The organism is Jeotgalibacillus salarius, from assembly GCF_004405125.1.
GTDB lineage: Bacteria > Bacillota > Bacilli > Bacillales > Jeotgalibacillaceae > Jeotgalibacillus > Jeotgalibacillus salarius.
On the sequence record NZ_SORX01000004.1, the window covers coordinates 210,442 to 227,291 of the forward strand.

Annotated in this window: 16 protein-coding genes; 10 read left to right on the forward strand and 6 right to left on the reverse strand. The window is 44.9% G+C overall.

Features of this window, described 5'->3' with window-relative positions:
- Nucleotides 1–6: 6 nt before the first annotated feature.
- Entirely contained in the window at nucleotides 7–195 is a 189-nt protein-coding gene (locus E2626_RS08545) for a helix-hairpin-helix domain-containing protein (RefSeq protein WP_134381326.1), read from the reverse strand.
- A 14-nt stretch (nucleotides 196–209) separates the two neighbouring features.
- A complete protein-coding gene (locus tag E2626_RS08550; RefSeq protein ID WP_134381327.1) occupies nucleotides 210–710 on the reverse strand; it encodes a hypothetical protein in 501 nt (166 codons plus the stop codon).
- Between the two features lie 334 nt (nucleotides 711–1,044).
- On the opposite strand from E2626_RS08550, the gene E2626_RS08555 reads away from it, so the two are divergent.
- Nucleotides 1,045–2,022: a ring-cleaving dioxygenase gene (locus E2626_RS08555; RefSeq protein WP_134381502.1), complete on the forward strand. Its 978-nt coding sequence runs from the start codon at nucleotides 1,045–1,047 to the stop codon at nucleotides 2,020–2,022.
- A 399-nt stretch (nucleotides 2,023–2,421) separates the two neighbouring features.
- Nucleotides 2,422–3,954: an esterase/lipase family protein gene (locus tag E2626_RS08560; protein ID WP_134381328.1), complete on the forward strand. Its 1,533-nt coding sequence runs from the start codon at nucleotides 2,422–2,424 to the stop codon at nucleotides 3,952–3,954.
- Here E2626_RS08560 and E2626_RS08565 read toward each other — a convergent pair.
- Both E2626_RS08565 and E2626_RS08570 read right to left on the reverse strand, forming a co-directional pair.
- Nucleotides 3,951–4,385: a hypothetical protein gene (locus E2626_RS08565; protein WP_134381329.1), complete on the reverse strand. Its 435-nt coding sequence runs from the start codon at nucleotides 4,383–4,385 to the stop codon at nucleotides 3,951–3,953. The genes E2626_RS08560 and E2626_RS08565 overlap by 4 nt on opposite strands.
- A 14-nt stretch (nucleotides 4,386–4,399) precedes the next feature.
- Nucleotides 4,400–4,807, reverse strand: a complete 408-nt coding sequence (locus tag E2626_RS08570) for a hypothetical protein (protein ID WP_166786776.1) — start codon at nucleotides 4,805–4,807, stop codon at nucleotides 4,400–4,402.
- A gap of 118 nt (nucleotides 4,808–4,925) precedes the next feature.
- Between E2626_RS08570 and E2626_RS08575 the strand changes: the two genes are divergently transcribed.
- The 5 genes from E2626_RS08575 (at nucleotide 4,926) to E2626_RS08595 (ending at nucleotide 10,508) form a co-directional block, all read left to right on the forward strand.
- On the forward strand, nucleotides 4,926–5,597 hold the full coding sequence (locus tag E2626_RS08575) for a hypothetical protein (RefSeq protein ID WP_134381331.1): 672 nt from the start codon (nucleotides 4,926–4,928) through the stop codon (nucleotides 5,595–5,597).
- 71 nt (nucleotides 5,598–5,668) lie between these two features.
- Nucleotides 5,669–5,959, forward strand: a complete 291-nt coding sequence (locus E2626_RS08580; RefSeq protein WP_134381332.1) for a hypothetical protein — start codon at nucleotides 5,669–5,671, stop codon at nucleotides 5,957–5,959.
- 15 nt (nucleotides 5,960–5,974) lie between these two features.
- On the forward strand, nucleotides 5,975–6,265 hold the full coding sequence (locus tag E2626_RS08585; protein WP_134381333.1) for a hypothetical protein: 291 nt from the start codon (nucleotides 5,975–5,977) through the stop codon (nucleotides 6,263–6,265).
- Complete coding sequence (locus E2626_RS08590; protein ID WP_134381334.1) at nucleotides 6,262–9,924, forward strand: multicopper oxidase domain-containing protein; 3,663 nt, start codon at nucleotides 6,262–6,264, stop codon at nucleotides 9,922–9,924. Before E2626_RS08585 ends, E2626_RS08590 begins: the two co-directional genes overlap by 4 nt.
- A gap of 5 nt (nucleotides 9,925–9,929) precedes the next feature.
- The gene (locus E2626_RS08595; protein ID WP_166786777.1) at nucleotides 9,930–10,508 is read left to right on the forward strand and encodes an SCO family protein; all 579 of its coding nucleotides are present in this window, start codon (nucleotides 9,930–9,932) and stop codon (nucleotides 10,506–10,508) included.
- Nucleotides 10,509–10,740: 232 nt separating this feature from the next.
- Here the strand turns inward: E2626_RS08595 and E2626_RS08600 are convergent, their stop codons facing one another.
- Nucleotides 10,741–12,090: an FAD-dependent oxidoreductase gene (locus E2626_RS08600; protein WP_134381336.1), complete on the reverse strand. Its 1,350-nt coding sequence runs from the start codon at nucleotides 12,088–12,090 to the stop codon at nucleotides 10,741–10,743.
- Nucleotides 12,091–12,331: 241 nt separating this feature from the next.
- Between E2626_RS08600 and E2626_RS08605 the strand changes: the two genes are divergently transcribed.
- Both E2626_RS08605 and E2626_RS08610 read left to right on the forward strand, forming a co-directional pair.
- Nucleotides 12,332–12,988 (forward strand): ArsR/SmtB family transcription factor, encoded by a 657-nt coding sequence (locus E2626_RS08605; protein ID WP_134381337.1) that lies wholly within the window; start codon nucleotides 12,332–12,334, stop codon nucleotides 12,986–12,988.
- Nucleotides 12,975–14,156: an MFS transporter gene (locus tag E2626_RS08610; protein ID WP_134381338.1), complete on the forward strand. Its 1,182-nt coding sequence runs from the start codon at nucleotides 12,975–12,977 to the stop codon at nucleotides 14,154–14,156. The genes E2626_RS08605 and E2626_RS08610 overlap by 14 nt, the downstream gene beginning before the upstream one ends.
- A 229-nt stretch (nucleotides 14,157–14,385) precedes the next feature.
- Here E2626_RS08610 and E2626_RS08615 read toward each other — a convergent pair whose 3' ends face one another.
- The gene (locus E2626_RS08615; RefSeq protein WP_134381339.1) at nucleotides 14,386–14,985 is read right to left on the reverse strand and encodes a class I SAM-dependent methyltransferase; all 600 of its coding nucleotides are present in this window, start codon (nucleotides 14,983–14,985) and stop codon (nucleotides 14,386–14,388) included.
- A 97-nt stretch (nucleotides 14,986–15,082) separates the two neighbouring features.
- Between E2626_RS08615 and E2626_RS08620 the strand changes: the two genes are divergently transcribed.
- The gene (locus E2626_RS08620) at nucleotides 15,083–16,735 is read left to right on the forward strand and encodes a glycoside hydrolase family 13 protein (protein ID WP_134381340.1); all 1,653 of its coding nucleotides are present in this window, start codon (nucleotides 15,083–15,085) and stop codon (nucleotides 16,733–16,735) included.
- Nucleotides 16,736–16,850 lie beyond the last annotated feature (115 nt).

The following is a 16,850-nucleotide window of genomic DNA, read 5'->3' on the forward strand; positions in this document are numbered from 1 at the left end:
TCTCCTTTAACTGTTTTTAAACACACCGTTTCCACCGATTTCTTTCAGCTGACGGATCGTTTTCGGACCAACGCCATGCAGTGCAAGAAGCTCTTTTTCAGTATACTTGCGGATGTCAGTCATTGTCCTGATTCCTTCCGTTGCGAATGCGCGCTGAGCGGGTCTGCTCAAGTTGGATGGCAGATTGACGTTCATGTTCACCTCTCCTTTTAAAACAGCATGGTTGTCAGTTCTTCAAGGCGCTGGTCTGTGCTGCGCGTGATTTTCAGGGAATGGCCTGGCTTGGTATGCGCGCTGCCCCGTACAGTCAACGTTCTTTTACGATCAGTCATTTCAATTGTCAGCCATTTTCGTCCCGTTTCTGAGGTCTTAATACATTCTGATACTTCGCTTTCAGTCAGGATCATAATTTCAGTGTTCTGAAGATCTTCTTCACCGCAAATGAATGCAAACAGGTAACGATTGTGATTTGGGCTATTGAGCGTCTTTTCCATTTCCGTATCGTAAAAGGAGAAGGTCCAGATACGTGCTTCCTTTTTAGGGCGAGGTGTAAAAGAGTATTTTGCATAAATAAGATAGCTGTCGACATCGTTTTTAAGCGCGTAGATTCTCCGGTCTTGCCCGCCTTCTTTTATAACTGGTGAAAACCCCCGGTTAACCAGCTGCGACAACAGCGCGCCGAAGTAAAAATCCACTTTTGGGATACTCATATCAGTCCCACTCCTTTCTTTAAGGCTATGTTAAAGTTGGCTGTTGATTTGCGTTTCAGGCGGATGCTTTCCGCGGCTGTGCTTCGCCGTGATCGTCTCAACTGTCCCTTCCTGCCGCAGGAGTCACCGCCTTACACTCCAGTCAACATCAGTGCATAAAAAACAATGATATTTAACAAAGCTTTCCTTATAAGTATGTACATATTATTATGAAGCACTTTTAGAATAAATTAAATTGTAAACACCTGACCAATCATAATTCTTGCATTCGCCTGTAAATCGTTAGATGCTATGAATATGAAAAATGCACCAGAGGAGGTTCAATACATTGTCTATTAAAGAGTTAAAAGGGATCCATCACGTTACTGCGATCACAAGCAGTGCAGAAAAGAACTATGAATTTTTTACTTATGTACTTGGCATGAGGCTTGTGAAAAAGACAGTGAATCAGGATGATATTCAGACCTATCATCTGTTTTTCGCGGATGACACCGGCAGTCCGGGTACTGATATGACGTTTTTCGATTTTCCGGGTATTCCAAAAGGGAGCCATGGCACGAATGAGATTTCTAAAACTTCATTCCGTGTTCCGGACGATGCCGCGATTGAGTACTGGGAAAAGCGGTTTGACCGTCTGAACATCAAGCATAAAGGGATTCAGGAGCAGTTTGGCAAAAAGACGATTTCTTTTGTGGATTTTGATGATCAGCAGTATCAGCTGATTTCAGACGAAAATAATCAGGGTGTAGAACCAGGTACACCGTGGCAAAATGGTCCTGTTCCGCTTGAATATGCAATCACTGGTCTTGGACCGTTATTTGTCCGCATTGACCGTTTCGATTATTTTAAAGAAATGCTTGAAAAAGTGCTGCTTTTCAAAGAAACTGCGCAGGAAAAATCATTTCACTTATTTGAAGTGGGTGAAGGTGGTAACGGTGCGAGCGTGATTGTGGAACACAACACATTTTTGCCACAGGCTCAGCAGGGCTTTGGAACCGTTCACCACGCAGCATTCAGACTTGAAGACCGCGAAATGCTTGATCAGTGGGATGAGCGTATGAAGAGCTTCGGTATCCCGACTTCCGGGTTTGTTGACCGTTTCTTCTTCAAGTCACTTTATTCAAGAGTTGCGCCACAGATTTTGTTTGAATTCGCGACGGACGGCCCCGGCTTTATGGGAGATGAACCATATGAGACGCTGGGTGAAAAGCTGTCACTGCCGCCATTTCTTGAGCCGAAACGAGAAGAAATCGAGAAAATGGTTCGCCCGATTGATACGGTTAGAAGTACGAAGAAAATCGAAAAAGAATAGCTTAATGAAAGCCGGACATCGCCTGAGATGCCCGGCTTTTTTTATGCAGTTGGGAAATTGTCTTTTAGTTTCTTGAGCGCATCAAGAGGATGTGGTGCAGTAACTTTGCTGTTGGACAGGACATCAGAAATGCCTGATTGCTACCGCTCAGGCCTGTGATTGCTACCGCTCAGGCCTGTGATTGCTACAAGTTCCCAGATGTATCGCTACCGGAATCGCACAGATTGCTAAGAATCCGAAACTCATTGCGACAACCTGACTTCCGCGGCCGTTTTGTTCAATGTATGACTCCTGTTACGCGAACACACACTATCAACAGGAAACGATTTGACCATACAGGATTTCTAAAGTGGCCAGGTTTCGGGGTTTTCAGGTGAACCTTGTAAAGGAGAGAGTTCGATGAGGTATACACTATCCATGATTTTTATTGTTGTACTGCTTCTTTTCATGCCTTATGACGGATTTGCCGTACAGTTTAAAACGCCTGGACAATCGCTTGTTCCCGGAACGATCAGCATTGGGAAGCACCCATCTTACATAGATCCTGATAAGCCGGCAATTGTTTTTGTGCAGGGACTGACAAACAATTCGACTGTATGGTACGTGGGAAACGATATGTATGACCGTGCTTTACAGGCTGGTTACCAGACAGCTTTTGTAGAGTTGAATGATTCTGGAGGTACCCCGAAGAGTTATTGGGAGAATGGTGCCATGCTTGCAGAACAGCTTGAAGAGATTTCTGCTCATTTTGGCGGTAAAAAGCTCGTCATTGTGGCTTTTAGTAAAGGAGGCGTTGATACACAGGTCGCGCTCATTCATGAAAACAAATATCCTCTGGTCTCCAACGTCATTACGCTCAGTTCTCCTCATTATGGAAGTGAGCTTGCTGATCTTGCGAATAGTATGTCACTCGGATGGCTGACCGGTTTGATCGGAAGAAATAGTGAAGGTACAAAAAGTCTTCAGACAGGGGTGATGAATTACTTCCGCTCTATCACAGACAATCGTTATGAAGCTTCGCAAAACCGTTATTTTACGCTTTCAGGAACGCGTAACGCTCCGATTTCAAGCAGTTACTGGTTTGGCAGCAACTTTATTTCAGGACCGAATGATGGTGTCGTTTCAGTCGCAAGCTCACAGCTGCCATACAGCACAACCCTTGCCATTGGGGACTGGAATCACAGTGAAATCAATAAGGGCTACAATACATTTTCTATTTTCCAGCCTTATTTAACAACACAGAAAGCTGCTGTTTCCTCTGGCGTAATGGAACCGCGGAGAGTTAAAAGTAAACCGCTTGATTCACTTGTTAGAGGCGGAAAGCAAAAAGGTAAAGCATCAGAGAGCTTCTATGTGGAACGGGAAGCGGAGCACCTTGTGATCAACTGGATGAGCGCAACGCCGCATGATAGGGTGACGATAAAATCTCCGGACGGATCTGACCGGGAATATCGGGTAACAGCAGTAGAAGATCACACGTTGTTTTTTGAAGGGGCGTATCACCACACGATCGACATCAGTGAACCTGCAGCAGGGAAATGGACTGCGGAAACCGTTACGGACGAAGAATCTGCCTATGCACTGATGGTGACGTTTGATTCATCGTTAAATGAACAGCTCGTACTTGAGGATGTCGACAATAAAAAGAATTGGATGCTCAACACAAATTTTGAGGTCAGATCAAAAGCCAAACGACATGCCGACATTGATATGTCCACGGAAATCAGTTTTACACCTGGCGATGGAAGAGAAGACCAGCGTCAGGGGCAGCAGCGCAATTTTAAACAGAGTGGAAAAGCTGTGAATCTTCCTTCAGAAGAGGGAACCTATCATATGACAGTAGAGGTGGAAGGGACAACGCCTTCAGGTCAGAAGTTCCAGCGCACGGTGGTGGAAACCATATTTATAGATGATGAAGGGATGGCGTACTAAGGCAAACGGTACGTCATGAAGACCAGCAGGCTCGTGATCACGAAATAAATCATTGAAAATACAGGCATCACGAATTGCCACTCCTGTATAGGGAGGCCGCACAGCGCAGGGTTTAAGAGGACTTCTCCAAGCATCACTCCCATTGCACTCCCTAGACTTCCATTCATTGCGCCTGAAACTGAGGCAGAAGTGTGCCCGGATAACGTGCCACACACATACCCTGACAGCGTTGAGATCCCAAAAACGATCCACAGCAGCTCTTCTTTAAAAATGAGCGCGCCTGATAGTGACAAGGTTAAACCTGCTCCTCCCGCAATGGCTGCAATGACGGTATTTGCATAGCGTTCTGTTAAGGTGAATCTCTTTTTAAATAATAGAACAGTATGAAAGACCAAGAGTAAAATCGCAGACAGAAAGATGATTTCAGGCACAAAGTTCACATCCTTTAAGATTTCGGCACAGCCGTTAAAGCCAGGAAGGCCATAAAAATAAATGCAATCTCCAGTATGACTGTCAGCATTGAAAACCCTGCAGCAGCCCCAATCATTGGCCCCATTAACCCCATCATAAAACCATTCGCCAGACCGGTCAGTGCCGTCTGACTATCATAAAAAAGTCCTGTAACAACCCCTGTGACAGCTCCCGCAACAGCAGAAATCATCGTAATAAATACAAAGTAAAACGGAAAATAATCGATCAGGATGATGCCTGTCAGCAGCCCCGTAAAAGCCCCTGTCATCATGGCAATGTTCATGCCAAGATGAAAACCTGTTTGGTCCCGCAACGTAAAAAACCGTTTTAAACAGACTGCGGTAATCACAATATGCAGATAAAGCATGAATACCATCAGCATGTGCCCCCTTCGAAAGCATCTTTTATTGTATGGCCTGCTCCGTTTACTCGTGATACCCACTCCAATGATCCTGACTGTGCATAAAATAATAGTAAATTGTATAGAAAGGAGGATCACAGTGTATTCAGATCTGGATGTTGAGAACTGGATCGCAGCAGCCCCTTCAAAAAAAAAAGAATCCTATCCTTCGCCCCCGGGGAACGGGACTTCAGAAGAAATTCTGCTTCAAAAGCGCTATCTGGCATTAGCTAATGTGTTTTTGCAGCTAAAATACAATGCTGAAAAAGGAAAAATTTTATTGCTTCAGGCTTTTTTAAATGAAAAGCGGAATCAGGCTGTAGAAGTGATCTACAAAAATGATCAAACCGGTAAAGGCAGAGTGCAGGATATCGGCAGAGACCATGTGATTTTGACAAGCTATTTCACAAAGGCCTGGATTCCTTACAGCGGGATTTCAGAGGTGAAGGTACCTTATGGATCTCCTGAATTCGCAAGTACTCACCAATACGTCTTTTTCGATAATGACCTGAGGAGAAAGCTGTTGAGGGATTTTGGTGCGACCGTATCAAAGCGATCTAAACTGAAGGGCTTATTCTTCCGGGAAACGTTGAAAACAAGTCTCCAGCGATGGAAAGGCAACAGATTTAAAGTGGAGATGCAAAACGGTCTGATTTACTCGGGTAAACTGGTCAGATCAGAAGAAGAACGCTTAGTATTAACAGTAAAAAAAGAAGAAAAAGTAATTAATTACCACGAAATTAAAATAATAAAGAAGTTTCTTTTTAGCTGATGTTTTTCAAATAGAACTGATGCTGACTTAGTGAATAAAATGAACGGTCAATAAAAGAAAGGGAGAATCATATGGCATTATCAAATGAAAAATGGGCAGAAGAGCTCGGAATGCTGATCGGTGAATCTATTCTTGTCGTGACAAGATCAGATCAGCTTAATTTATTCGGTCAGACATTCAGGCCAATCTTTGCCGGGACATTGCGTGAAGTCGGGGAAGGGCACCTGACACTTGATCCGGTCACGATTAAAATGGTCACAGCACCATTCTTTCAATTTCCTGTACCGCTCAATATTCCACTGGAAAATATCGCTCACTTTACACGTCATTTTGCCCCGGATAAAGTATTTCCACTTACGTAAAAGGAGGATTCAGCAGTGAAAGCTTTATCGTCTAATGAAAGACATGAAGAGGGACTGATTCAATTTGTTTCAGAACATGCTGGTGCAAAAATGCTTGCTATGACCTCATCATTTCCATACTTTTTTATTGGCAGAATTATTAAGGTAATGGATGATTATGTGATTTTGAGTGTGGAAACGACGAATGTAGCAGAGCTTGAAAATCGTGAATGGCATCTTCATATTCATGATATTGAAGTTTTTTATATTGAAAGAGACGGTTGGCCGGCGATTCCCGACTTAAAGGAAACGGGTGGTGACGGGTGAAGCGCTTCTTTCACATTGTAGCCATTCCAATCAGAATTGTATTGAATCAATTCGGGGATCACAATCCAAATGGCATGATGTATGTATTAAAAGAAAATGAGAGAAAAGTAAAACGACTTGTGAAGAAAAATCCGTTCACACCTGTAGAGCTTGTTCAGCCGCTAATCATCAGAGCAAATGCCGGTGATGACATTGAGATTCTGTTTGAAAATAAGCTGCCTTTTCCAGCCGGTATTCATATGGAGGAAGCAGATTATGATGTCATGGATTCAGATGGTGCAGAAGTGGGGTTCAATCATTCCTCACTTGTCAAAAAAGGTAAAAAAACGACGTACCATTTCAAGGTGAATCGCCCGGGTACTTATCCATTTTCAGACCTGGGAAACCCTTCGAGCACTGAAAAAGGATCGAATGGAAATGGGTTATTTGGTGCCCTTTTTGTGCAGAAGAGGGGTTCGTGGTGGACACATCCAGAGACAGGGGGACCCATTACAAGCGGCCCGTTTGCAGACATTCATCATCCGTTTCTGCCTTCATTTCGTGAGTATGCGTGGCTGTTTCATGATGAAATGGAAACTGATGATTTAACAGGAAATAAACCAATCAATTTGATGACCAATGAACAAAGCGAGTCCACTCATGCGGTGAATTACCGCTATGAGCCGCTTGGCAATCGCAAGAAGCTCGTTGATGAAGGCGTAGTATGTCCGGAGTGTGACGGGGAAGAGGTTCACCATGATTCATGGGTGTTCGGTGACCCGGCAACGCCAATTTTAAGAGGGTATAAAGGTGATCCGGCAGTTGTCCGTCTTGTGCACAGCGGAGTGAAAGAAACGCATGTATTTCACTATCACGTCCATCAATGGCTGAAAGATCCCTCCAATGCAGATGCTGAAATTATTGACGCACAGAGTATCAGCCCGCAATCCTGGTACGATATTGAACCGCTTTACGGGCTAGGAAGCATGCAGGGGTCCATTGGAGATGCGATTGTTCACTGTCACCTGTATCCTCATTTTGAAGCGGGTATGTGGGGGATGAACCGGATATTTGATACGCTTCAGGACGGGACTCAGTACTATCCGGACGGGACGCGGATTAAAGCGCTGCAGCCGCTTCCTGACCGGCCGAAACCTCCAAAACCGACTAAGGATAAGCCGGGATTTCCAAACTTTATTCCAGGTAAGCCGGGCTTCAAAGCACCCCGTCCACCACTTGGAATTGAAGGAGGAAGAGGACTGACCCAGCTCGAAAAGAATGCAGCCATTGAGAATCCGCGACCTGGTGCCGTCTTTGCGGATCCATGCGGGTTCAATCCGGAAGCACCGATTGTCGAATACAGGGTTTCTGCGATTGAGCTGCCGATCATTTATAACAGACAGGGCTGGCATGATCCGAAGGGGAGAATTTTTGTCCTTGATGAAGACCTGGAAGCTGTTCTAAGTGGTGAAAAAGAACCTGAACCGCTTGTCATTCATACGCCTGCAGGCACCTGTGTAAGAATTGCTTTTACAAACCTTCTCCCTGAAATTGCTGGTGGAGATGTGTTTCAGATGTTTACACGGACGTATGAAGCGGGTTTTCATATCCACTTTATGAAGTTCGATGGTCTTGTCAATGACGGGGCAAACGTAGGCTGGAATTATGATTCAAGTGTGCTGACAGGGCAGACAATCCATTACGAATATTATGCGGATGTGGAGTTGAAAGCATGGTTTTATCATGACCATTTGTTTGCTGCCCATTATCAACAGCACGGTGTGTTCGGATCGGGCGTCATCCATCCGCGCTTTACAACGTTTCTTGATTCCAAAACCGGAGAGCCTGTAGTAGAAGGAACTGAGATAACGGCGGTTCACCCGCTGATTCCAGATTACCGGGATCTTTCTCTATTCGTACAGGACTTCACCCTTTTATATAATCGTGATGGCAAGCCAATTCAGCCACCTGATTATCCGGGCTCGCAGGATGATCCAGGTGTATTTGGAGTCAATTATAAATGCGAACCGCTGCAGTTTCGTTTGAAAGGACCAGGTGACCCTGCGTATTCCTTCAGCTCATATGTCAATGGAGATCCAATCACTCCTGTTTTTAAATGTTACAAAGGTGATCCGCTCAGAATCAGACTGATCCAGGGTGCGCAGGAAGAGTCGCACAGCTTTCACGTTCATGGGATGCGCTGGAAAGCAGAGCGTCCTGATGTGGAGACAAGATTTGAATCGCAAAAGCATATTGGTATCTCAGAATCATTTACACTTGAGACCCTCGCTACGCATGCAGGAGATTATTTATGGACATTTGCGACTGAAGAAGATTTATGGAATGGGCTGTGGGGACTGATTCGCGCATTCGATGAACCGGTTGAAGGGCTGATTCAGTTAACTGATCAAAAGCAGCGTCACCCTGTACCTTTGCTGTTACCTGAACCTGATGGAATTCCACCTGTTAAAGCAGCGGAAATCGATCGTCCTGCATCTGCGGAAGCACCGTTGAGACGTTTTGATATCACTGCTTTCCATGTGCCATTAAACTACAGTAAATATGGTGAGCACGATCCTTACGGCATCGTTTTCGCACATAAAGAGGATATAGACGCTATTTTAAACGGTCTAAAAGCACCGGAACCGCTTATTCTTCGCGTAAATGCAGGAGAAGAAGTGGAAATTCATTTAACGAACGCACTCACACCTGGTCACTTTCCGTTTGAAGATGGGGTGTGGCCTTATCCGGAAGTGAAAGAGCAGGCTTTTTACCCGCCATCCTTAAGAATTTCGCTTCATCCACAGCTGGTGCTGGCTGATGTAAAAACGTCATCAGGTGAGACTGCAGGTTTTAACTTTGACCAGTCAGCAGGTCCTGGTGAAACGATCGCGTATCGCTGGTATATCGATCACGCCTTTGGTGCGAGTGGACTGTGGGATATGACAGATATCAGAAATCACCGGTCACTCGGCACGTTTGGCATTTTAATCGCAGAGCCCAGAGGGTCAGAAATGCTTGATCCCGTTTATCTGACCGAAGAAAACAAAGCATCTTCCATTGTGTTAAAACATCCGTTTTTACCAGAGACGAGAGAGTATGTCCTCGTGATGCATGACGGTGTGAGGCTGGAAGACAAAAAAGGAAATCTGATCATAGACCCGGCTGACGGTATTCTGGGTGAGACTGAAGAAGAGGATTTGTTTGATACGTATGACCAGGGATCTAGGGGCTTTAATTACCGGACGGAGCGGTTGATCAGAAGACTTGAGAGGCATGAAGAAACTGCCTGGCTGTTCAGCTCAAAAGCCCATGGTGACCCATCTACTCCGGTGTTTGAAGCGTATCCGGGTGATCCTGTCACCATCAGGCTTGTTAATCCATCAGAACGCAGGCGGGCCCACACTTTCCGTTTGCACGGACACTACTGGAACGCTGACGCAATGGACCTGACGTCAGAGGTGAAATCATTTGACGGGCCAATCATTACAGGTCATACAGCAGACTTGAAGCTTCACTATGGTGCCGGTGGCTGGTACGGATTATCAGGCGACTATCTCTATCGTTCCGGAAATATCCGCTGGGATATAGAGCTCGGTATGTGGGGGATTTTGAGAGTTTATAAGCGGATGCAGAAACATTTACCACCTCTTGAAATGAAAAAAGCTGATCCAAAGTGAAAGCGTTGAATACGGGACTTTTTATCATCCTGTTGGTTGGTGGTGTGTGGGGTGTCTGGTATTTGCAGACCTCACTCCCAGTCCTTAAAACGATTGAGCCGTTTCAGCTGACTTCCGCTTTAACTGGGGAACGTTATACTTCAGATAACGACCGGATAAAAGTTGTCGCATTTTTTTATACTGCCTGCCCTGATGTCTGTCCATTCACGATGCGTGATTTAAAAGAGGTATATGGCGAGCTGGAGGCAGAGGGTGTGTTTGAAGATAAAGTAGAATTCATTTCTATTACACTGGACCCTGAGGCAGATACGAGTAAACGGATTGAGCGGTATGCAGGTTCTTTTGATGCCGATGTGTTGAGCTGGCGCTGGCTGAGGGGGACAGAAGAGGAGACGCTTGAGATCGCTAAGCAGTTTCAGATGCAGCGAGTGAAGCTGGCTGATCAGACGATTGCACACAGCACGACACTCTATCTGGTAGACGACCGTCATCAGATACGCGGCACTTACGCAATGGCAACTTATCAGGATAGAGTGAACAGGGAAGAACTGATGAGGGACGTTTTATTGCTGGTTGAAAAGTAATATAAAAGAAGCTGGGACATAACTGTTCTAGCTTCTTTTCAGTAACCGGCTCACCGCGTACTCTGACTGATGCTGTCGAGTAGATGATTCGATTTTTGCAGGCGGTGCGGTGATCCAATGATAATGATACGACAGTCCTCCGGGAGCGGGCTGCACATGTTTTAAAAACTAACCTAACAAAAAGCGCACTTGTCTAAAAGTGCGCTTTTTACAGTATTAAGCCATCACTGCGTCACACAAGCTCTGCTTTACGTGACTCACCTGCAGCAAGCCCTGCTTTGTTCAGGAAGTTCCATGGCTGGTTGAAGTGCGGCTGGAAGAAGAAGTCGACAAAACCGAGCTCATCAATTGTCATGCCTGTTTGGATACAGACGCTGAGTGTATTGATTGATTGTGTGACATCTGCTTTTGAAAGTACCTGTGCGCCGATGATTTTGCGGCTGTCAGGCAGGTAGCTGACTTTTAACATCACATCTTCAGCGGTCGGCATGAATTCAGGTCGGTGCTTTTCATTGATTGTGATACTTTTCACATGAACATCCGCAGCTTGTGCACTAGTTTCAGTTAAGCCGGTTGATGCCATATTCAGGTCATAGATGTGGAGCCCTGAAGTTCCCTGTGTACCAACGTTTTTCATGACTGGATCAATTAAGTTGCGTGCAACGAGCGTGCCCATTCTGACTGCGTTTGTTGCGAGCGGGATATAAGCAGCTTTTCCAGTAGGGTTATACTTCACTGCACAACAGTCCCCTGCAGCCAGAATATCGGGATCGCTTGTGCGCATATAATCATCCACTGTAATTGCCCCGTTTGGCAGCATTTCTACTTTTCCTTTTAAAAGCTCTGTGTTTGGACGGAAGCCGACGCACATAATGACAAGGTCAGTCTCAACGCGACCCGCATTTGTTACGACTGCTTCAACAGATGTTTCACCTTCAAAACGTGTCACGGTTTCATCAAGACGAAGCTCTACGCCGCGGTCAATGAATGCCTGTTCTACCTGGTCTGTAAATTCCTGATCAAGATATTTATTCAGAATGCGATCTACACCATCGATCAGCGTTACATTTTTACCAGCCTGCTGAAATGCTTCTACAAGCTCAACACCGATATAACCTGCACCAACGACTGTTACATGTTTTACGTCGCGTGATTTTTCGATAATTGTATTCGCCTGCTTAAAGTTCTTTGCTAATAGAATGTTATCGAGCTTAATGCCATCAATTGGCGGAACGATTGGCCATGAGCCTGTAGACATCACAAGCTTGTCATAGCTGTCATTCACTTCTTCACCAGTTACAAGGTTCAATGCTTTGATCTGCTTACGGGCAGTATCAATTTTCTGCACGGCATGCTGCATTTTCATCGTAACACCAAGACTTTTCAACTGTTCAGGTGAGCTGTAGAAAAGTCCCTGCGGATCTTCAACGACCCCACCTACATATAATGCTAAACCACATGAAAGAAAGGACACATTATCGTTTTTCTCATAGACTGTAATGTCTGCTTCAGGATACATATTGGCCATATTCGTTACAGCTGCTGTTCCAGCGTGAGTACTTCCGATGACTGCGATTTTCATTGATGACTCCTCCTAATAATAGTTTGTGAAATTATTCACAATTAGTGATTAATTTAAGTATATGACGGTTTGATTTGAAATGCAAGCTTTTTGTTCAGTGTTTCACAAAGTGTTTTTTGAGTACTCATTTTCAAATGATTTGCACACTGCTAAAGGATGACCCTCAAGCTAACTGTTTCACATTTGATGCTCAAGGTGATATTATTCAACTAATTAGTTGAATAGATTGGAGCTTAAACAAATGAACAGTGGAGAATTCAAAGACAATGTCTATGGTGAAGTAGCGAAGATCGGGAAAATGATGTCCAGTCCCAAAAGAATAGAGATGCTTGATTTACTGACTCAGAGCCCTAAAACTGTAGAAAATTTGGCCGGAGAAGCCAGAATGAGTGTGGCAAATGCGTCAAAGCACTTGCAGGCGCTTCTGGATACCAGACTGGTTAAATTTAAAAAACAAGGGAACTATGTCATTTATGAAATTGCGGATGAAGAGATCAGGTCATTGATTTTATCTTTAAGGTTTGCAGCTGAAGCGCGATTTGAAGAGGTCAGTCAGTGGAAGAATCAAGTGATCAATATAAGTGAACCTTCCCGGAATCTCGATGAAGTTTTAGAGAGTGCCAGATCCGGAGAAGCAACATTATTAGATGTCAGAAATAGCGAAGAATATGCATATGGGCATTTGCCACATGCGATGTCAAAACCGATAGATGAATTGCGGCAAGGCAGCAATATTCAATACGACAATGAAGTCATTGTATATTGCAGAGGTCCGTATTGCACTTACGCAGCTGAGGCAGTAGAGATCCTGAAAAAACAGGGGTGCCGTGCTTACTTACTTGATGCCGGAGTGAATGAGTGGAAATGGCAGGAACGACTTAAATATGACAGTCGTTAATGGAATTAAAGAGAACAAACAGCAGTTTATTCTGCTGGCTGTCATAAACCTGTTTGTCGGTTCAATGGTAGGCATTGAAAGAACAGTTCTTCCATCACTTGCTGAAGAACAATTCGGCATCACTTCAACGAGTGCTGCTTTGTCGTTTATCGTAAGCTTTGGTTTCTCCAAAGCTATTGTGAATTATTTTGCCGGTTCAGCAGCTGATCGGTTTGGCAGGCGACAGGTTCTGATTGCCGGCTGGAGTCTCGGTTTGTTCGTTCCGATACTCATTTTAACTGCCGATGCCTGGTGGATGATTGTTGTTGCTAATGTGCTGCTCGGTGCCAATCAGGGTCTTGCCTGGTCTATGACCTTAAATATGAAAATGGATCTTGCTGGCGATACACAGCGGGGATTGGCTGCCGGTGTCAATGAATTTGCGGGTTATATCGGAGTGGCCTTGCTGGCAGCGATTACCGGCTTCATGGCTTCATCCTATCAGCCATTCGTGGTTGGAATCGGGATTGCAGTAATTGGTCTATTATTGTCATTGAAAGTAAAAGATACGTCACAGCATCTTGCAGTGCAGAATAAATTCGGTGCTGGAATGTCTTCTGTTGAGGCATTCAAACTGACAACGTGGCAGCATAAGCCTTTGTCAGCCATCAGCTTTGCAGGTCTTGCAACCAATCTGAAAGACGGGATGGCGTGGGGACTGTTCCCTCTGTACTTCGCGAGTGCCGGCGTATCCGTTGGCGGGATTGGATTTTTAGTTGCAGTATACCCGGCAGCATGGGGATTTTTTCAGCTGTTTACGGGTGCATTAAGTGACAAAATTGGCAGGCGGATACTCATTGCAGCCGGTATGGTTACACAAGCGGGTGCGCTTTGGTTACTGCTTTCTTCACATCACTTTGTGATGTGGACGATCAGCGCCATTCTTCTTGGGGTTGGCACCGCAATGGTCTATCCGGTGCTGCAGGCAGCTGTTTCAGATTATGCAGATCCATCATGGCGTGCGTCTTCTATGGGTGTTTACCGCTTTTGGAGAGACAGCGGATACGCATTTGGTGCGCTTTTAGCAGGCTTTACAGCTGACTTGTTTGGACTGGGTGCTGCGATTGGAGTTGTAGCCATTTTGCCATTCGCAGCGGGAATCGTGACTTTTGCCGTGCTGAAGAAATAAGTGATGATGATAAAAAAGCACTTCCTGCACCTGTTGCGTGAAGTGCTTTTCTGTTGTCCAGCTCCGGACCGCAGGGGCTGGTGCGTTTCCCTCAGCTCATTTCGATAAGTCATCATCGGCTCACTGCGTTCACCGTGATTCCTTTATCTTAATCGCTTCGGTCCACCGCATACGCCCCTAAGCGCTCGCCTCCGCTTTTCTTTGTTTCACGTGGAACATCCATTAACCGTTATTGTTTCTGAGCAATCATCTGTATCACGTGCGAAAGTCCGTTATGGAGTTTTCCTTCTTTCCGTACAACTTCTCCGGTGAAAAAGTGGATGATTTTCCAGTCTTCAAAGGTTTTTAGCATGTCTGCCGCGTCATAAAGAAATTCTTCTTTTGGCGGACCACCGGATTTGTATGGGAGCTGGTGTTTTGAATAAACTTCGCTGATGTAATAACCACCTGGCCTAATCGCGTTCCTGATCCCCCTAAGCATAGAAGTTCGTCCTGCAGGGTCAACATGTCCAAATACATTTACGACTGTATCAAAGGCTTCTGAAGGCCATTGTGCTGCAGTGAGGTCGGTAAGTGCTGTGTGTACATACACACCTTTTTCAGCTGCGAGCGCCTGTGTTTTCTTTAATCCTTCCTCAGCGTAATCCCACACTGTGACATCCAGACCTTTCCCGGCAAGATACACTGCGTTTCTGCCTTCGCCTTCAGCCACCGCCAGACATCTGCCCTTCTTCAGGTTCAGCTTACTCTGAGCCTGTACAATAAATTCATTCGGTTCCTTCCCGTAAATATACGTTTCACTTTGAAATCTTCTGTCCCATGGATTCATCTGAACACTCCTTTATATAGTTATAATGGTTTCAGGAGGCAATCTGGTATGTAAGCGGTTATAATGAATCTACATTTAATATACAGGAGGGGTTCGCTTGAAGAAAACATGGTGGAAAGAAGCAGTTGTTTACCAGGTATACTGGCGCAGCTTTTATGACAGCAATGGAGACGGATATGGAGACCTCAGAGGTGTGCTGGAGAAGCTGGACTACATAAAAAATCTTGGCGTTGATGTGATCTGGCTCAATCCATTTTACAAATCACCCGACCGTGATAATGGCTATGATATTTCAGACTATGAATCTGTGATGGAGAAAGCGGGTGATATGGAGACGTTTAAAGAACTTCTTCATGCCATTCATGATAAAGGAATGAAAGTGATCATGGACCTTGTAGTCAATCATACGTCAGATCAGCATCCATGGTTCCTGGATTCAAAATCCTCTAAAGATCATCCTAAGCGAGACTGGTACATCTGGCGTGAGGGGAAAAAAGACGGTCCTCCGAATAACTGGCGTTCATACTTTGAGCCTTCTACGTGGACGAAGGGTGATCAGACAGGTGAATATTACTTCCATTCATTTGCGAAAGAACAGCCTGATCTGAACTGGGAGAATGAAGAGGTAAGGCAGGAAATATACAGAATGATGCGCTCATGGCTTGATCTTGGCATTGATGGGTTCAGAATGGATGTGATTAATCTGCTTGCAAAAGAGGATGGTTTCCCGGATGCTGCAAATCCTGATCACATCAGTTATCTGGCTGATAACCCGGGTATTCATGAGTATCTTCAGGAGATGAATCGGGAAGTGTTGACCCATTACGATGTGATGACAGTCGGAGAAATTCCGTTTGTTAATCCTGAGACCGGACTCCTGTACGTGCACGAAGACCGTAACGAGTTAGATACGCTTTTTCACTTCCAGGTAGCCGATGAAATGCCTGTCATGGATCTGCCTAAATATAAAGAGATTCAGGAGAATTGGTACAAAGGGGTTCATGAAAAAGGGTGGAATTCACAGTTTTTAAATAATCACGACCATACCCGGCAAGTGACCCGGTACGGGAACGACGGTGAATTCCGTGTTGAATCAGCCAAACTGCTTGGTATTATGCTTCATACGCTGCCGGGAATGCCTTACGTTTATCAAGGTGAAGAAATTGGCATGACGGGCGTACGTTTTGATTCGATTGACGATTACAATGATATTGCGATGAAGAATAAGTATAAAGAAGAGGTAGGGAAAGGGAGAGATCCTGAAGAGGTGTTCGAAGATCTGCTGCTGTTAAGCCGTGATAACTCACGTACGCCAATGCAGTGGAACGACCAGGAGAACGCCGGCTTCACTAATGGGGAACCTTGGATTAAAATAAATCCTAATTATCATGAAATCAATGTTGAAAAAGCGCTTGAGGATCAAAGCTCGGTTTTTTACACCTACCAAAATCTGATTGAGCTCCGTAAAGAACATCCTGTTATGGTATATGGAAATTACGAGGATCTGTCTAAAGGAAAAGAGCCGCTTTATATGTATAAGAGGACCCATCAGGATGTAACGTGGCTGGTTGTGTTAAACCACTCAGATGAAAACCTTTCTGCAGAAAGCCCACATACGTTTTCAGACACAGCTGCCCGGCTGGTGATCGGTAACTATAAAGTTGATGCTGAAGCCAGATCTGTACTGCCTCAGAAGCTGGAGTTAAAGCCTTATGAAGCACGTGTTTACGAGTTAAAAACTGTAGATTAAAAAAGAGGCTGAGACAAAACAAACTCTTTTGTTAAGTTAAACAATATTTATATTAAAATCTAAGTGTAGCGGAGCGTAAGGCGGTGACTCCAGCGCGAGAAGACGGACAGGTGAG

What these genes read in the sequence shown, in the direction of transcription:
- E2626_RS08545 (WP_134381326.1), bottom strand. Translation starts at nt 195, where the DNA reads ATGAACGTCAATCTGCCATCCAACTTGAGCAGACCCGCTCAGCGCGCA.
- E2626_RS08550 (WP_134381327.1), bottom strand. Translation starts at nt 710, where the DNA reads ATGAGTATCCCAAAAGTGGATTTTTACTTCGGCGCGCTGTTGTCGCAG.
- E2626_RS08560 (WP_134381328.1), top strand. Translation starts at nt 2,422, where the DNA reads ATGAGGTATACACTATCCATGATTTTTATTGTTGTACTGCTTCTTTTC.
- E2626_RS08570 (WP_166786776.1), bottom strand. Translation starts at nt 4,807, where the DNA reads ATGCTGATGGTATTCATGCTTTATCTGCATATTGTGATTACCGCAGTC.
- E2626_RS08580 (WP_134381332.1), top strand. Translation starts at nt 5,669, where the DNA reads ATGGCATTATCAAATGAAAAATGGGCAGAAGAGCTCGGAATGCTGATC.
- E2626_RS08600 (WP_134381336.1), bottom strand. Translation starts at nt 12,090, where the DNA reads ATGAAAATCGCAGTCATCGGAAGTACTCACGCTGGAACAGCAGCTGTA.
- E2626_RS08605 (WP_134381337.1), top strand. Translation starts at nt 12,332, where the DNA reads ATGAACAGTGGAGAATTCAAAGACAATGTCTATGGTGAAGTAGCGAAG.
- E2626_RS08610 (WP_134381338.1), top strand. Translation starts at nt 12,975, where the DNA reads ATGACAGTCGTTAATGGAATTAAAGAGAACAAACAGCAGTTTATTCTG.
- E2626_RS08615 (WP_134381339.1), bottom strand. Translation starts at nt 14,985, where the DNA reads ATGAATCCATGGGACAGAAGATTTCAAAGTGAAACGTATATTTACGGG.